At 72.2% G+C, this 15821-nt stretch carries 15 protein-coding genes and 1 pseudogene; 5 read left to right on the top strand and 11 right to left on the bottom strand.

The annotated features are described in order from the left end of the window. Positions 1–112: 112 nt before the first annotated feature. The 3 genes and pseudogenes from GVV04_RS10840 to GVV04_RS33010 all read right to left on the bottom strand — a co-directional run bounded on the left by GVV04_RS10840 (position 113) and on the right by GVV04_RS33010 (position 2275). Positions 113–604, bottom strand: a complete 492-nt coding sequence (locus GVV04_RS10840; RefSeq protein WP_161687182.1) for a hypothetical protein — start codon at positions 602–604, stop codon at positions 113–115. Positions 605–1572: 968 nt separating this feature from the next. Next, a complete protein-coding gene (locus GVV04_RS34770) occupies positions 1573–2052 on the bottom strand; it encodes a PadR family transcriptional regulator (protein WP_161687180.1) in 480 nt (159 codons plus the stop codon). A 29-nt stretch (positions 2053–2081) separates the two neighbouring features. Further along, a pseudogene (locus GVV04_RS33010) lies at positions 2082–2275 on the bottom strand (GntR family transcriptional regulator). Here GVV04_RS33010 and GVV04_RS10830 point away from each other — a divergent pair. Beyond that, positions 2268–2441, top strand: a complete 174-nt coding sequence (locus GVV04_RS10830) for a hypothetical protein (protein WP_235965954.1) — start codon at positions 2268–2270, stop codon at positions 2439–2441. The pseudogene GVV04_RS33010 and the gene GVV04_RS10830 sit on opposite strands and share 8 nt — an antisense overlap. Positions 2442–2485: 44 nt before the next feature. On the opposite strand, the gene GVV04_RS10825 is transcribed toward GVV04_RS10830, so the two are convergent. The 3 genes from GVV04_RS10825 to mca form a co-directional block, all read right to left on the bottom strand. Continuing rightward, positions 2486–4975: a putative bifunctional diguanylate cyclase/phosphodiesterase gene (locus GVV04_RS10825; RefSeq protein WP_328822380.1), complete on the bottom strand. Its 2490-nt coding sequence runs from the start codon at positions 4973–4975 to the stop codon at positions 2486–2488. 229 nt (positions 4976–5204) lie between these two features. Next, complete coding sequence (locus tag GVV04_RS10820; RefSeq protein ID WP_161687174.1) at positions 5205–5486, bottom strand: hypothetical protein; 282 nt, start codon at positions 5484–5486, stop codon at positions 5205–5207. Between the two features lie 48 nt (positions 5487–5534). Next, positions 5535–6395 carry a mycothiol conjugate amidase Mca gene (gene mca / locus GVV04_RS10815; protein WP_201753383.1) on the bottom strand — a complete coding sequence of 287 codons (861 nt, stop codon included), beginning with the start codon at positions 6393–6395 and terminating at the stop codon, positions 5535–5537. A gap of 216 nt (positions 6396–6611) precedes the next feature. Between mca and GVV04_RS10810 the strand changes: the two genes are divergently transcribed. Both GVV04_RS10810 and greA read left to right on the top strand, forming a co-directional pair. Then, the gene (locus tag GVV04_RS10810; RefSeq protein ID WP_161687170.1) at positions 6612–7046 is read left to right on the top strand and encodes a DUF4307 domain-containing protein; all 435 of its coding nucleotides are present in this window, start codon (positions 6612–6614) and stop codon (positions 7044–7046) included. A gap of 140 nt (positions 7047–7186) precedes the next feature. Further along, complete coding sequence (gene greA, locus GVV04_RS10805) at positions 7187–7687, top strand: transcription elongation factor GreA (RefSeq protein ID WP_161687168.1); 501 nt, start codon at positions 7187–7189, stop codon at positions 7685–7687. A gap of 52 nt (positions 7688–7739) precedes the next feature. Here the strand turns inward: greA and ilvA are convergent, their stop codons facing one another. From ilvA to GVV04_RS10785, 4 genes are all read right to left on the bottom strand, one after another. Beyond that, entirely contained in the window at positions 7740–8960 is a 1221-nt protein-coding gene (gene ilvA, locus GVV04_RS10800) for a threonine ammonia-lyase (RefSeq protein ID WP_161687166.1), read from the bottom strand. Beyond that, a complete protein-coding gene (locus tag GVV04_RS10795; protein WP_328822304.1) occupies positions 8957–9982 on the bottom strand; it encodes a DUF4328 domain-containing protein in 1026 nt (341 codons plus the stop codon). Before GVV04_RS10795 ends, ilvA begins: the two co-directional genes overlap by 4 nt. Before the next feature lie 133 nt (positions 9983–10115). Then, positions 10116–11525 carry an amidase gene (locus tag GVV04_RS10790; protein ID WP_161687162.1) on the bottom strand — a complete coding sequence of 470 codons (1410 nt, stop codon included), beginning with the start codon at positions 11523–11525 and terminating at the stop codon, positions 10116–10118. A 16-nt stretch (positions 11526–11541) separates the two neighbouring features. Beyond that, entirely contained in the window at positions 11542–12684 is a 1143-nt protein-coding gene (locus GVV04_RS10785) for a cystathionine gamma-synthase (RefSeq protein WP_161687160.1), read from the bottom strand. 198 nt (positions 12685–12882) lie between these two features. On the opposite strand from GVV04_RS10785, the gene GVV04_RS10780 reads away from it, so the two are divergent. Further along, positions 12883–13302 carry an HIT family protein gene (locus GVV04_RS10780; protein ID WP_161687158.1) on the top strand — a complete coding sequence of 140 codons (420 nt, stop codon included), beginning with the start codon at positions 12883–12885 and terminating at the stop codon, positions 13300–13302. Between the two features lie 147 nt (positions 13303–13449). Beyond that, the gene (gene msrA, locus GVV04_RS10775) at positions 13450–14112 is read left to right on the top strand and encodes a peptide-methionine (S)-S-oxide reductase MsrA (protein WP_161687156.1); all 663 of its coding nucleotides are present in this window, start codon (positions 13450–13452) and stop codon (positions 14110–14112) included. Between the two features lie 5 nt (positions 14113–14117). On the opposite strand, the gene GVV04_RS10770 is transcribed toward msrA, so the two are convergent. Further along, positions 14118–15794: a PKD domain-containing protein gene (locus tag GVV04_RS10770; protein WP_328822303.1), complete on the bottom strand. Its 1677-nt coding sequence runs from the start codon at positions 15792–15794 to the stop codon at positions 14118–14120. Positions 15795–15821: the final 27 nt, after the last annotated feature.

The raw sequence follows: 15821 nt of genomic DNA, 5'->3' as shown, positions 1-15821 counted from the left end.
CGGTCTGCGGGTCGACTGCGGACGGGATGACAGGCGAACTGTTCGCTACGACGCAGTGCAAAACGATCCGCTCCCCACCCAGTTGAGGGCTAGGAGCGGCTCGCTGAGATGGTTAACAAGATACAAGATTGCGCACGGCCTCTTGCGCCTTCTCGAATTCTTCTCTCCTACTGGCAGGCAACCCTTCATCAATTGCTAGCTGAAGGGCTTCTCTGACGTCCTCCATCAAGGCGAGAAGGATTCTTGAGTGCTTCGCCTCTGAAGGAATACTCCACTCACGCTCGAATATCAGCCTGTAGAAGTTGGCTACTCCAACAGTTACGTAGCGCCGCCTCGGCGATTGGTAGACAATTCCGTCAAGAAGGCCTGGACCCTCGTCGTCATCAAGGGCTTGCTCGTCCCCGGCCGTGAGCGGGACGTACAGCCAAAGAGAGATATCTCCGGTATAGCCAAGCACGCGCCAGAACAGATGGGCCTGACCGCCCGTCCTAAAGATGCCCAGCGTAGGTACACCGTTGTAGCGGTCGAATATCTCAACCTCCTCCACTGAGGTAACTGGTGCCCATGCCAGGTTGCCTACCTCCGGCAGAACGGACTTACTCACGAGTATCACCTCCCGTGGACTCAGTGAAGCACTTGTCGAAGCTCATCGCCATACTGTCGTCCCACTCGTCAGGCCCGTGCAGCCCAGACGGTGGAAAAACCGAGACGTGGAGGGGATTGCCTCGGGTGGGTGAGTGGACGACTTGGAAGCCAGCTTGCCTGAGGGCCCGCACGGTGGTGTATCGAGCCGTTGCCCAAGGTGGCGCAGCCTTGGTGACCAGGAGAGCAACCGCCATCCTCGACTGCCGACCGATGATCAAAGACATCTCCGTCTCACCGATTGTTACCCGAAGGCAGTTGCGGAAACCCTCGCCATCCTCTCCGTACTGAGTGAGCTCGACGTCGTCCCGTAGTTCTTGGACCTCGGCTACGCTGCCTTTACCACGGGCCACTCGGGTCCACCTTTGTAACTTCATCGGTCAGGGGTTGCATGAAGTTACCAATGACCTACCAAAGGTAGTGTCCGAAATCCGACAGTCCACCGCCTAAGCGTCCCCGGGGGTCGCTATCCCGATCAAGGGCTACACTACGCCCACTATCGCCCCTACCGGGTAGATTCGGGCAGACCTGGACAGCTAGGACGGTCCCGAGCGTCAGACTCTGCGTCTCGCCGCCTTGCGCCTTACGCCGAAATCGACCATCTTGACGCCGCTGTTCTGAGTTGGGGCCGACTTGGCTTATGGCCGCAAGAGTTGCCTGAGGGTGGGCGCGATTGAGCTAAAAAGGGTCGGGCAGATTGCGAGTTCCTCTGCCCCTGCAGGAGAGCGGTTGCGCCGATGCCGGGAGGGGAAACGTCCGTCCGAAGTTTGAGCCCTGGTGACGCGATGGCGGTAGCTCCTGTTGCGGACCGCCACCTACCGCCGGTCGGGCACTGCCGGTGGATCGGCGCGGCGGGGATGCTAATCGTGGGGCTGGGACGCGCACGGCGCCGGATGGCCAATGCCACGACCAAGACCAAGGTGCCCATGATTACAACGACGGCGGCGGTACCGCTGATGAGACGAAGTCGAAGGAGCCGTCCCGACGACTCCGGCCCGCGCGAACGCCGGTAAGCGGCGGGGTAAGCCCAGAGCAGTCGCCGATACTGTGGCGGCGTTCCAATCCCTCATACAAATCCCCGGTGGCCTGCGGCGTCGCGGGCCAGGTCTCGGGCATTCGGTTCCGCAGGCGCGCGGTGACGGCTCTGACGTTGCGTCGCATCCTCTCGGTCTCCGGCGTCAGGGCGATGTTGCCATCGCGCGAGAGGCGGTAATAGCGGCGCAGGCAGCCATCGACCACTTCCTCCCGGTCGATCTGGACGAGGTCAGTCTCCAACAGCCGGTCGAGCGCGCCGTACAGGGTGCCGGGGCGCAGGGATAGTCGGTCCTCGGAGAGGACGGCCACCTCGCCGACAATGCCGTAACCGTGCAGCGGCCGGCCGGTGAGCGTGGTCAGGATCCAGAAGGCCATCGTGCGTCTGCTGAGTTTCGACGCATGCCTCAGGCAGTTGAGCGAGGCTGCTCCGTGACGAGCACGCCTACGCCCGGCAGCGTCTCGGTCATGCCCCTGATTCGCAGGACCTGCATGGCGCGGTCGATCACCGGCTCTGTGACTCCATAGTGCTCGATCAGCTCCGCCGGCTTGGCGGCTTGGAGCCCGGCGGGAACTCGCCGCGGCTGGACCCGATGAGCATCGTTCAACGCGGCGACGGGAAGTTCCAATACAGCGACGGCTCCCACAAGTGGATCGCGCCCGACCCGGACTACGACCAGGAGGTCTGGGACGAGCAAGTCCGCCAACACAAGCAATGCCACCTCGTCAACGATCAGCCCAAAGTCCGCATCCAGCGGCTCGTCTGAGACCGAGTGTGGCCCTCCCCGCCCCGCGCAGGGTCGGGGACGGGTCAGGAGGCGCCGTCGGCGCGCAGCGGGAAGACGTTGCCCTGGGCGGTGTCGAGCAGCGACCCGAGCACCGCGCCGATCTTGTCGGCCGGCATCGGCTTGAAGAAGTGGTACCCCTGGGCGGCCGTGCAGCCCAGCTCGGCCAGCGCCAGCCGCTGCTCGGCGGTCTCCACGCCCTCGGCGACCACCCGCAGGCCCAGCTCGTGGGCGAGCCCGACGGTCGCCCGGACGATCGCCGCCGCCTCCGGCGAGTCCGCCATCCGGATCACGAACGACCGGTCGACCTTCAGCTCGTCCACGGCGATCCGGGTCACGAACGCCAGCGACGAGAACCCGGTGCCGAAGTCGTCCACCGCGAGCTGCACGCCCATCGACCGGAGCGTGGCGAGCACCTCGTCGATGATCTCCAGCTCGCTCATCACCACGGTCTCGGTGATCTCCAGCACCAGCCGGCGCGGCGGGACCTGGTGTCGGCGCAGCGCCTCGCCGATCTCGGCCGGCAGCCGGGGGTCGAGCAGGCTGCGGGCCGACAGGTTCACCGAGATCGGCACGTCCAGGCCCGCCCGGGCCCAGTCGGCGGCCACCCCGAGCGCCTTGTCCAGCACGTACCGGGTGAAGGTGCCGAGCTGCTCGCTGTTCTCCACCGGGCGGATGAAGTCGGTCGGGCCGAGCCAGCCCCGGCGCGGGTGCCGCCAGCGGATCAGCGCCTCGACCCCGATCGGCGCGCCGGTGGCCAGGTCCACCGCCGGCTGGAGGGCCAGCACGAGCTGGTCGTCGGTGGCCAGCGCCTCCCGCAGCTCCGCGAGCAGCGCGAGCTGGTCGGTGCTCGCGGCGTCCCGGGAGCTGTCGTACGCGGCGACGTTGCCGCCGCCCTCCTTCGCCTGGTACATCGCGATGTCGGCCCGGCGCAGCAGCTCGGTCAGGTCGGCGGTGCCGGCGTCGGCGACCACCACCCCGACGGAGACCTCGACGGACATCCGCACCCCGGCCACCTCGGTGGGGGCGGCCAGCCGCTCGGCGATCTCCCGGGCCTGGCGCAGCGCGTACGCCATCGGGGCGGTCCGGCCGCCGAGGACTGGGACGCTGGTCAGCAGCATGGCGAACTCGTCGCCACCGAGCCGGCCCAGCAGGTCGCCCGAGCGGGTCAGCCCCCCGAGCCGGTTGGCGCTCAGCCGCAGCAGCTGGTCGCCGGCGGCGTGCCCGAGGGTGTCGTTGACCTCTTTGAACTGGTCGATGTCGAGCAGCAGCAACGCCACCGGGTGGTCGTGGGCGCGCTGCCGCAGCGCCTGGTCGCCCTTGCCGAGCATGGCGGCCCGGTTGAGCAGCCCGGTGAGCGGGTCGTGCACCGCCTCGTACGACGAGCGGGCGGTGACCAGCCGCAGCTCGCGGTGGGTCGCGGCGTCGTGCAGGGCGGCGGCGAGGGCGTCGGAGAACGCGGCGACGGCGTCCTGCTCGCGGGCGCTGGGCGGTGCGGTGCGGGGGAAGCGGACCCGCAGCTCGCCGACCCGGGTGGCGCCGACGGTCAGCGGCCGGACCAGCTCGTGCGCGTCGGGGCCGGATCGGGCGGGCGGGCCGACCTCCCGGTCGACCACCTGGCCGCCGGTGTCGCCCCGGTAGCGCCGCCACCGGCCGTCGCCGCGGGCCACGTTCACGTCGACCAGTTCCGCGCCGAAGAGGGTCAGCGCGCCGGTCACCGCAGCGGTGGCGACGCCCCGCTCGTCGAGCTGGTTGAGCGCGGCGGTGGCCTCGGCGAAGGCCCGCCAGCTACGCCGCTCCTGGTCGGCCCCGAGCCGGTGCCGGTAGGTCTGCTGGAGCAGCCAGAGCACGGGCGGGAGCAGCAGCAGCCAGCGGGCGTCGATCTCCAGCAGCGCCACCACGCCCAGCCCGACGGCCACGTTCCCGACGAACATCAGCAGCTTGCCGCGCAGCGCGGCGAGCAGCGGCGGGCCGAACGGCACGCCGTGCCGCAGCGCCACCGTGACCCCGCCCAGCCAGGCGCTGACGAGCAGGTAGGTCACCGAACCGGCCACCAGGGCAGGCGCAAGTTCCGGCGTGGGGGCCGCCAGCAGGGGCATGCCGAGGGCGGTGGCGACGGTGACGGCAAGGGCGGTCGCGGCGGTCAGCGAGGTCGCGATGCGGACGGTCTCCAGCGCCGGCCGACGGTCGGCGGCCAGGGACAGCGCTGTCCAGGCCGCCCCCGTGCCGAGCAGCGTGGCGGCCGGGAGCCAGCCGGCGGGCACCAGGTAGAGGCAGATGATGAGCGCGGCCTCGCCCCAGGTGATGCTGACCATCCCGGAACCGACGCGGAACCGCAGGCGGGCGAGCTGGGCCACGGCGAACGCCGCGACGCCGATGCCGAACCGGGCGGGCCCCGGGAGGGAATCGTCGGCGGGCAGGCCCGTCGGAAGGGTGAGACCGACTGCGGCCGCCGCCAGGGCGGTCGAGGCAACGGCGGCCGTCAGCAGCAGGACCCGGCCTGGGGTGCCGCGCACGCCGAACCGGTCGAGTTGACCGCCGGACCGGCTGGAGGTCACCGACCTCCCCCGTCCGCAGGTCGTCGCACGGCGCGGCGGGCGGCCGTCGCTGACCCGGTCATCGGCGCCCCTTCCCGCGCGCGGCTCGGGGACTTTTGGTCCCCCGGCGGAAGGCTAAGCCAAAGCCGGTGGCCGCAACAGGGGGCGACGGCCTGGTTCGGCGTGAATCACGCGCGGATCATACGTTTCAGCCCTGCTGGGGCCGCTTGGGAGCGTTCGGGCGTGAGTCCTGCATCGCGGTCCCGTCTGTCGGATCGACGACTCCCGCTTCGACCCGGCCCGCGTCGGCGCCGTCCGGCGCCGGGAACCGGTCGGGCAGCCGGCGCAGCCGGGCGTTCATGTTGCGGATCAGCAGCACGGTTGCGGCGGCCAGCACCAGGATGAGGAAGAGGCCCATCGGGCCGGCGAGGCCACCCGTGCGGGTGTCACCGAAGTTGTTCTCCGCGAGCACCTGTGCAGCGGTCAGCATGGCGTTCCTCCGTTGTGCGGCTGGTGACCAGGGTAACCCTCCGCCGGATCAGCGGGCATGGGCCGTCTCGCGCACCCCGGCGAAGAGGTCGGACTCGGGCAGCGGGCTGTCGACCACCGAGCGGGCCAGCTGGAAGTCCTCCGTCGGCCAGGCGCGCTGCTGGAGCTCCATCGGCACCTGGAACCAGAAGCCGTCCGGGTCGATCTGAGTGGCGTGGGCGCGCAGCGCGTCGTCGCGGACCGGGAAGTACTCCGCGCACTCGACCCGGGTGGTGATCCGCGGGCCCTTGTCGGGGCGGTCGTCCCACCGCTTGAGCCAATCCTCGTACGGCGAGGGGAAGCCGGCGGCGAGGATGCCCTCGTGCAGCGCCAGGATCTTGCCCTTGGAGAACCCCACGTCGTAGTAGAGCTTGAGCGGCTGCCAGGGCTCGCCGAGCTCCGGGTGGCGCGCCGGGTCACCGGCGGCCTCGAAGGCGGCGACGGCCACCTTGTGGGTCATGACGTGGTCGGGGTGCGGATAGCCACCCTCCTCGTCGTACGTGGTGACCACGTGCGGGCGGAACTGGCGCATCAGCCGCACCAGCGGGCCGGCGGCGACCTCGACGTCCTGGAGGGCGAAGCACCCCTCGGGCAGCGGCGGCAGCGGGTCGCCCTCGGGCAGCCCCGAGTCGACGAAGCCGAGCCATGCCTGCTCGACGCCGAGGACCGCGCGGGCCGCGTCCATCTCGGCGCGGCGGATTTCACCGATGTCGGCCCAGACGTCCGGCCGGTCCATTTTCGGGTTGAGCACGCTGCCGCGCTCGCCGCCGGTGCACGTCACGACCAGGACGTCCACCCCCTCGGCCACGTACTTCGCCATGGTCGCGGCACCCTTGCTCGACTCGTCGTCAGGGTGTGCGTGGACGGCCATGAGACGCAGCTTTTCTGCCACTTGCGGCGCTCCTTGTTCGTGCCCACCGGCGCTGACCTGTCGACGACGCGGGCCGACCTGTCATCCTTGACTCATCATCGCTTGACTCATCATCGGTGACTCAGCACTCGTCCGATGAGTCAGCGCCGGGCTGGAAGGATGGACTCTGCCATTCTTGCCGATGCCCCCGACAACAACGCCAGGAGATACCCGCCGGTGACCGAGACGCACGCCACAATCACCTCCGGCGCGCCGGTGTTCCCACCGGGCCGCTACGGCCGCCGCCGCGAGCCCGCCCGCCGCCGGCCGGCGCTGGTCGCCCTGCTCGCCGTCGCCCTGGTGGCGGTGCTCGGCGTCGCCGCGTTCAGCCAGTACGGCAAGTACGGCGACCCTGACTACGACGCCCAGGTGATCACCTACACCGACATCACCGACTCTCAGGTGGTGGTCGACTTCCGGGTGACCGTACCGGCGGGCGGCTCGGCGACCTGCGCGCTGCGGGCCCGCTCGCACGACGGCGCCGAGCTCGCCCGCGAGGAGGTGACGGTGACTGCCCCCGCAGGCGAGTCGCAGGTGACCGCCCGGCACCGGCTGACCACCAGCGCCCGGCCCTTCATCGGCGAGGTGGTGCGCTGCCGACCAGCCGGCTGAACTGCCGGAACGCCTCACACCACGCGCACTGCGGGTCCCGTCGTCGGCACCCGCGGTAATCGTCGGCACCCCGACGGGCGGCACACTGGTAACTTGGTAGCTCACCTGTCAGCCAGTCCGCACAACCGAGGAGACCGCCTGTGTCCAACACTGACAACGAGGCGCCCGCCACCTGGCTGTCCCAGGACGCGCACGACCGCCTCCAGGGCGAGCTCGACGAGCTGATCGCCAACCGGACGGTCATCGCTGCCGAGATCAACGCCCGACGCGAGGAGGGCGACCTGCGGGAGAACGGCGGCTACCACGCCGCCCGCGAGGAGCAGGGCAAGGCGGAAGGGCGGATCCTCTACCTGAAGGAACTGCTGCGCACCGCCAAGGTGGGCGAGGCGCCGACCGCCGACTCGGTCTCCCCCGGCATGGTCGTCACGATCTACTTCGACGACGACACCGACGACACCGAGACGTTCCTGCTCGGGTCGCGGGAGATCTCGGCGACGACCGAGCTGACCGTCTACAGCCCGGAGTCGGCGCTGGGCAAGTCGATCCTCGGCACGCGGCCCGGGCAGACCGTCACCTACACCGCCCCCAGCGGCGCGGACATCAAGGTGACCATCGTCAAGTTCGAGCCGTTCGCGGGCTGAGCCACCCCCGACGATGACCCCCGGGGCCGACGCCCGGCCCCGGGGCCACGGGTCAGGACTCGGCGGCGAAGACCACCTGGTAGCCGCTGGCCCGCAGGGCACTGATCAGCGTGTCGGAGTGCTCGACGCCGCGGGTCTCCACCGACAGCGCCACCTCCACCTCGCCGAGCCCGAGGTGCGGGTTTGCCCGCTGGTGCTCCACGTCGACGACGTTCGCCCGGTGCTCGGCGATCTCGCTGAGCAGCGAGGCGAGCTGCCCCGGCCGGTCCGAGCAGCGCACGGTGACGCGCAGGTACCGGCCGGCCGCCGCCAGCCCGTGCTCGATCACCCGCAGCAGCAGCAGCGGGTCGATGTTGCCGCCGGAGAGCACCGCCACCACCGGCGTCTCGACCTGCACCACGCCGGCCAGCAGGGCGGCCACGCCCACCGCGCCGGCCGGCTCCACCACCTGCTTGCCCCGCTCCAGCAGCATCAGCAGCGCCCGGGAGATGTCCTCCTCGGAGACGGTCACCACCTCGTCGACGAGCTCGCGGACGTGGCTGAAGGTGATCTCCCCCGGGCGGCCCACCGCGATGCCGTCGGCGATCGTGCTGAACGCGGGCAGCCGGACCGGCTCGCCGGCGACCAGCGAGGGCGGGTACGCCGCCGCCCCGGCCGCCTGCACGCCGATCAGCCGCACGTCCGGCCGCAGCGCCTTGGCCGCGACCGCCATCCCGGAGATCAGGCCGCCACCGCCGACCCCGGTGATGATCGTCTTCACGTCCGGGCACTGTTCGAGGATCTCCAGCGCCACGGTGCCCTGCCCGGCGATCACGTCCCGGTGGTCGAACGGGTGGATGAGGACCGCCCCGGTCCGCTCGGCGAAGGTCTGCGCCGCGACCAGCGACTCGTCGACCGTGTGGCCGGCCAACTCGACCTGGGCGCCGTATCCCTTGGTGGCGGCGACCTTCGGCAGCGGCGCGTTCACCGGCATGAAGACGGTGGCGTGCGTGCCGACCAGCCCGGCGGCCAGCGCCACCCCCTGCGCGTGGTTGCCGGCGCTGGCGGCAACCACGCCCCGGTCGCGCTCCGCCGCCGACAGCCGGGAGATCCGCACGTACGCCCCGCGCACCTTGTACGACCCGGCGCGCTGCAAGTTCTCACACTTGAGCCAGACCGGCCCGCCGAGCGCCGCGCTCAGCGGGCGGGAGGGCTCCAGTGGGGTGGTGCGGGTGATGCCGGCGAGCAGTTCCCGCGCGGCCCGCACGTCGGCGAGACCGACCAGTTCCGTCATGCCCCGATCGTGCCACCCGCCGCCCCGGCGGCCGGCGGCGACACCGCGCTCAACGCGCCCGCTACCTGCGGCGACGGGTCTGTGACGGGCAGCTCCGGAGACGCCGCGACCGGAGGGCCGACGGTCACCGACGGCGACGCCCCGGCAACCGGCGAACCGGCGGGTACCCCCGAAGGCGACACCCCAGCGGGCGGGGCTACGACGGCCGGCGGGGTCTCGGCAGCCGTCGGGGTCGCGGCGGGCTGCGCGGCGGTGGGGTGTGGGGCGGCGGGGTGTGGGGCAGGGGCGCCCGGCCAGCCGTACGGGACGGGGGCGCCCGGCCAGCCGGGCGGGGCCGGCCAGGCGGGGACGGCGAGCGCGATTCGGGCCTGCTGGGCGGCGGTGATCCGGCGGACCAGCACGATCAGCGACGCCGCGGCGATCAGGCAGGCGGCCAGCGGGACGAGGTTGCGGACCAGCGCGTCCTGGTAGTAGCCGACGTACGCCTGGAATCCGATGTCGTTAAACGGGTCCTCGGGCAGCCGCTCGTACTCCTGGTTGTCGGTCCAGCTGACAAGCCGCTCGCTGAGGCTGAACGCCAGCCAGGCGGCCCACCACACGCCCACCAGGACCGGGGTGCGGGCCCGCCACAGGCTGTCCCGGGCGATGCCCGCCATCACCCGCACCGGCACCACGAAGTTCGCCAGCGGCACCAGCCACCCGGCGATCACCCAGCCCGGGTTGAGCTGCGGCAGCGCGCCGGGGAACGCGTCCAGGTTCTTGCGGGCCCGCCAGGTCCAGATGATCATCAGCACGGCAGCGGTCAGGTGGGCCACGCCGAACGGCAGGATGAACAGCACCTCGAGGAGCACGGCGCCGAGCAGCACGTCGGTGTCCTGCGCCTCGGCGGCGCGGCGGGCCAGCACCGCGCCGACCGCCGGGTAGAACGCCACCAGGGTGTAGAGCACCGCCGTGGCGGCGACGGCGGCCACCACCGCGCGGCCGAGCCCGCCCACCGGGTACGTCGGCACCCCGGGCGCCACGGCTGGCTGCCCGAGTGGGGTTCGGCAGGTGGAGCACTCGTTGAGGGCCGGGGATGTCCCGCCCCCGCAGGTCTGGCACCGCATGTGGTCCGTCCGGGTGTGTGCGTCGGTCAGGAGCGCACACGCTAGACGATCAAGCGGTGGCCGGCGACCCCGTCCCGACCCGGGGGTAGCCGGGGGCGTGCCGGGCCCAGGGCGCCTGGAGCTCGAACTGGCCGGCGACACCGAGCAGCAGCAGCTCCGAGCCGGGCGGGCCGACGAACTGCACCGCCACCGGCAACCCGTCGGGGCGGCGGCCCACCGGCACCACGATCGCGGGCAGCCCGGCGATGTTCCACGGGGCGGCGTACGGGGCGTACCTGATGCTGGCCTTCATGTTCGCGCTCCAGGACCGGCCGGACCAGCCTGCGGCCTCCGGTGGCGGGCCGGCCAGCGCGGGGGTGAGCAGCAGGTCGACCGAGTGGTCGGCGAAGAAGCCGATCGAGCGCTCGCGCCAGGCGATCCGGTCGGCCTCCCGGACGTACCCCCGGCGGTGCGCCCACTCCCCCAGCGCGACGTGCCGGCGGTTGCGCCGCTGGAGGTCGCGCCGGTCGAGGCCGGCGGCCCGCACGTCGGCGGCGGCGGCCGCGAACCAGGTGGCGATGCCCTGGAGACCGAGCCGGGTCGGGTAGACCGGGTCGGCGGGGATGGTGTCGTGGCCGGCGGCGGCGAGCAGCCGGCCGGCGGCGGCCACCGCGTCCCGGTTGGGCGCGTCCGGGGAGATGCCGCGCACCGGGGACCGCAGCGAGACGCCGACCCGCAGCCGCTGCGGTGGGACCAGCTTCTCCTGCGGCCGGCCGGCGAGCACCTGGAAGCCGACGGCCGCGTCGGCGACCGTGGAGGTCAGCATGCCGTGCTCGGTCAGGCCGAACCAGTCGTCGGCGCCGAGCTGGCAGGGCACCACGCCCCGGCCGGGCTTCAGCCCGACCAGGCCGCAGCAGGCCGCCGGGATGCGGATCGAGCCGAGGCCGTCGTTGCCGTGCGCCATGGGCACCAGCCCGGCGGCGACCGCGGCGGCGGCCCCGCCGGAGGAGCCACCCGGGGTGCGCCCGGAGTCCCACGGGTTGCGGGTGACCGCGCTGCCGTCGTCGGTGAGCGCCCAGAGGCCGAGTTCCGGCATCCGGGTCACCCCGAGGATCACCGCGCCCGCGCCGCGCAGCCGCCGGACCACCTCGTGGTCGGCCTCCGCCACCGCGCTGCGCACGGCGGCCGATCCGTTCCAGGTGGGCAGGCCGGCGACGGGGGTGTTCTCCTTGACCGCCACCGGCACCCCGGCCAGCGGCAGGTTCGCCAGCTCCTCCTGCTCGTCGACCTTCTCCGCCTCGGTGATCGCCTCCCCGCCGCGTATCGTGCGAAACGCGGCGAGGTCGGCGTCCACCCGGGCGACGTGGTCGAGGTGGTCGGCCACGACCTGGGTGGCGGATACGTCACCCCGGCGTACGCCGCGGGCGATCTGCTTCGCGGTCGCGCCCACCCAGGTCGGCATGATGTCCTGCACGGCCACCCTCCCCAGCCAGCGGTCAGCCCAGCGCCTGCTCCAAGTCGGCTAGCAGGTCGTCGACCGTCTCGATGCCGACAGACAGTCGCACGAGATCGCCGGGAACTTCAAGCGGCGAGCCGGCAGCACTTGCGTGTGTCATCCGACCCGGGTGCTCGATCAGGGATTCCACCCCGCCGAGGGACTCGGCGAGCACGAACAACTTTGCCTGGTTGCAGATCTCCACGGCGTGCTCCTCGCCGCCGGCGGCCCGGAAGGAGATCATGCCGCCGAACCGGCGCATCTGCTTGGCGGCCACCTCGTGCCCGGGGTGCGACGGCAGGCCCGGGTAGATGACCTGAGCGACCTTGGCGTGCCCGTCCAGGTACGTGGCGATCCGCTCGGCGTTGTCGCAGTGCCGGTCCATCCGGACGCCCAGGGTCTTGATGCCACGCAGGGTCAGCCAGGCGTCGAACGGGCCGTTGATCGCGCCCATCGCGTTCTGGTGGAAGCGCAGCTCCTCGCCCAGGCCGCGGTCGGCCACCACCAGCGCGCCGCCGACGACGTCCGAGTGCCCGCCCACGTACTTGGTGGTGGAGTGCACCACCACGTCCGCGCCGTGCGCGATCGGCTGCTGCAGGTACGGCGACGCGAAGGTGTTGTCCACCACCAGCAGCGCCCCGGCGTCGTGGGCCACGGCGGCCAGCGCGGCGATGTCGGCGATGCCGAGCAGCGGGTTGGTCGGCGTCTCCACCCAGACGATCCGCGTCGCGCCGGGCCGGATCGCGGCCCGCACGGCATCGACGTCGGAGACCTTGGCCGGGGTGTACGCCAGCCCCCACCGCTCGGCCACCTTCGCGAACAGCCGGTACGTGCCGCCGTACGCGTCGTCCGGGATCACCACGTGGTCGCCCGGCTTGCAGAGGGCGCGCAGCAGGGTGTCCTCGGCGGCCAGCCCACTGGCGAAGGCGAGCCCGACGGGGCCGCCCTCCAGCGCGGCGAGGCACTCCTGGAGCGCGTCCCGGGTGGGGTTGCCGGAGCGGCTGTACTCGTAGCCCTGCCGGGGCGCGCCGACGGCGTCCTGGGCGTAGGTGCTGGTCTGGTAGATCGGTGGGATCACCGCGCCGGTGCGGGCCTCGGGGTCCTGTCCGGCGTGGATGGCGAGCGTGTCGAAGCCGTGACTCATGCCCGAGACGTTAGTCGGTGGGAGGCGAACGCCCCCCGTCAACGCCTCCGCCGGGGCCGGGTCCCCTTACACCGCTCCTGGCGAACGGCGAGACCGGCCCGACGGGTGTGCCGGGGAGCGAGTGGGACATCGCCTGTGACCCGACATGCGCTTGCTTGCGGGCAGCGGCGGACACCCCCGCCGGACTAGCCTGGCCGGATGGGCGGGTGCGTGTTCTGCGGGATCGTGGCGGGCGACGTGCCGGCGTTCCGGGTGGTCGACGCCCCGGAAGGGGTCGCCTTCCTCGACACCCGGCCGGTGTTCCGGGGGCACGTGCTGGTGGTGCCGCGCACCCACCTGGTCACCCTCGCCGACCTGCCGGCGGACGCGCTTCCCGGCTACTTCGGGCTGGTCCAGCGGCTCGCCGTGGCGGTGGAGTCGGGTCTGGGGGCCGGCGGCACGTTCGTGGCGATGAACAATCGGGTGTCCCAGTCCGTGCCGCACCTGCACACCCACGTGGTGCCGAGGACGAAGGGCGACGGCCTGCGCGGCTTCTTCTGGCCCCGCACCCGTTACGCCGACGACGCCGAGGCCCGGGGGTACGCCGAACGGGTCGCCGCCGCACTGGCCGGCGGCTGAACCGGGGCGGAGGCCCGTCGTGGCGGACCCGCCACCGCCCGGGTCCGCCGCGCCGGAGCGGGTCGCGGCCTGATCGCGGGCCGGGCGGGTAAGGAACCGGGGCCCGGCGGTGTTGCACGCGAGGAGTTGTACGAGAGGAGTTCCACCGTGTTCCTTCGCCGCATGAAGGCCGAACTGCCCACCCCCGACCAGGCTTTGCCCGGCCGCCCGATCGCGATGCCGATCGGCGACCGGCACGAGGTCCTCGGGTCGTCGCTAAAGGGGCCGTTCCCGGAGGGCGCGCGGGTCGCCGTCTTCGGCATGGGCTGCTTCTGGGGCGCCGAGCGCCTGTTCTGGGTCCTGCCGGGCGTGCTCACCACCTCCGTCGGCTACGCGGGCGGCGTCACGCAGAACCCGACGTACGAGGAGGTCTGCTCGGGCCGGACCGGGCACGCCGAGGTTGTCCAGGTGGTCTACGACCCCGCGAGGATCAGCTACGAGGACCTGCTCAAGGTCTTCTGGGAGAACCACGACCCGACCCAGGGCATGCGCCAGGGCAACGACGTGGGCACCCAGTACCGGTCGGCGATCTACGTCACCGGCGACGACCAGCTCGCCGCCGCGCAGGCGTCCCGGGACGCGTTCGCGCCGATCGTGGCGCGGGCCGGCAAGGGCGAGATCACCACGGAGATCGACCGGCTCGGCGACTACTACTTCGCCGAGGACCACCACCAGCAGTACCTGGCGCCCACGAAGAACCCGAACGGCTACTGCAACCACGGCCCGAACGGGCTGAGCTGCCCGGTCGGCGTGGCCCGCACCGGCGGCTGACGGTGTCAGCCCGCCCGTAGGACGACGGTCCAGGTGGTCGCGGTGGTGCTGGCCGCCGCGCCCGTCGCGCTCAGGCCGCCGTACGTGCCGGTCGGGATCGAGGCCCCGGAGTCGGCGAGCAGCCCGGTGACCCGGCCGCCTCCGGTCTGCGAGCCGTTGCTGCGCGACTGGACGCCGGGCGGGGCGGTCAGCGCGGTAGACGTGGCGTCGCCGTGCATCCAGTACGACACGGCCCAGCCCCGCGCGGCGGTGACCGGGGCGGTCGGGGTGACCCGGACGGCGGAGCTGGCCGGGTCGGTGGCCCGGGCGTGCCCGGCGACCGGGCCGGCCGGGTCGGTCCCCCGGTACGCGGCGAGCACCAGGTTGCCCTTCGACTGCGCGCCGAGGGTGACCCGCACGGTCGACCCCGCGTCACCGTCGCCGGCGACCTTCCACCAGGCCGTGCTGGTGGCGTAGCCGCCGTCGAGGCGGTCCAGCCGGGTCCACCCGGTCACCCCGGTCGGCTCGCCGGTGGTGGCGTGGGTGTTCTGGCTGAGGAACAGCAGCAGCGCGTCGCCCGCCCGGACACCCGGGGGCACCGCGACGGAGTGGGTCGTGACGTTCGCGTTGGCGGTGGCCTGCCCGACGTACGAGATCAGCTCCGGCAGGGGCGCGACCGTGACGTCCCGGGTGACGGTGCCGGTGGCACCCCGGTCGTCGGTGACGGTGAGCGTGACCGGGTAGGTGCCCGCCTCGGCGTACGTGTGGGTGGCGCTCGGGACGCTGTCCGTGTCGGCGGTCGATCCGTCGCCGAAGGCCCAGGCGTGGTCCTGGATCGCCCCGTCGGCGTCGGTGGAGCCGGCGGCCGAGAACGCGCACACCAGCCCGGCGCAGGACGGCGCGAGGTGGGCCACGGGCGGGGTGTTGGCCGCCCCGCCGGGGCCCTTGAGCAGCCTGATCCAGTCGATGTCGCCGGCGAAGTAGTCGCAGGTGACGTCCACCCCGTCGCAGGCGCTCTTACCGCCGACGGAGAGCTGCCAGTTGTTGGCGATCGTCCCGGTGGGGCCGGTGAGCCGGCTGGTGCGCACGCCGTCGACGTACATCTCGACGTACGTCGAGGTGCGGTTGCAGGTCACCGTGTGCCACTGCCCGTCGGCGATCGACGTGCCCGTGTAGCCGGTGCGCGTCGCGCCGTCGCCGCCGCGGAACATGCACCGGGGCTTGCCGGCCGGCGCCTCGAACTTCCAGTAGCCGCCGGCCGTGTTGCCCTGCCCCTTCTGCAGGATGTTGCCGAAGGAGCGTGTGGTGCGGTACCGAATCGTGAACGAGAAGTCCCCGGCCTCGGGGTTGAACTCGTTGCTCGCCGGCACCAGGTCGACGTGTCCCGGCACGTACTCGTGGTCGACGGGGTTGTGGTACGCGAACCGGTGGGCGGTCGCGCCCGCGTAGCGCACCCCGGCGGCCACCTCGGCGCCGACGGTCCCGTGCCGGCCGTTGCCGCTGCTGTCGGCGAGGACCGCGGCGCCCGCCGGCTCGTCCATGCTCCAGAAGGCCACCGTCCGGGTGGCGACCGCCTGCGCCGGGGACGCCCCGACCAGCACCCCGGCGGCGGCCAGCGTGGTGGCCACGGCGAGCCGGCCGACCGTACTGACAACCCGTCGTCGCGTCGTCGCGCGCATCAGCATCGCCTCCTCGTGGCTCACCGGTGAGCGTGGCACGGGAACGAACTG

The organism is Micromonospora rubida, assembly GCF_009908295.1.
GTDB lineage: Bacteria > Actinomycetota > Actinomycetes > Mycobacteriales > Micromonosporaceae > Micromonospora > Micromonospora rubida.
The sequence above is the reverse complement of the archived record's forward strand: the minus strand, read 5'-3'. Positions and strand labels throughout refer to the sequence as shown.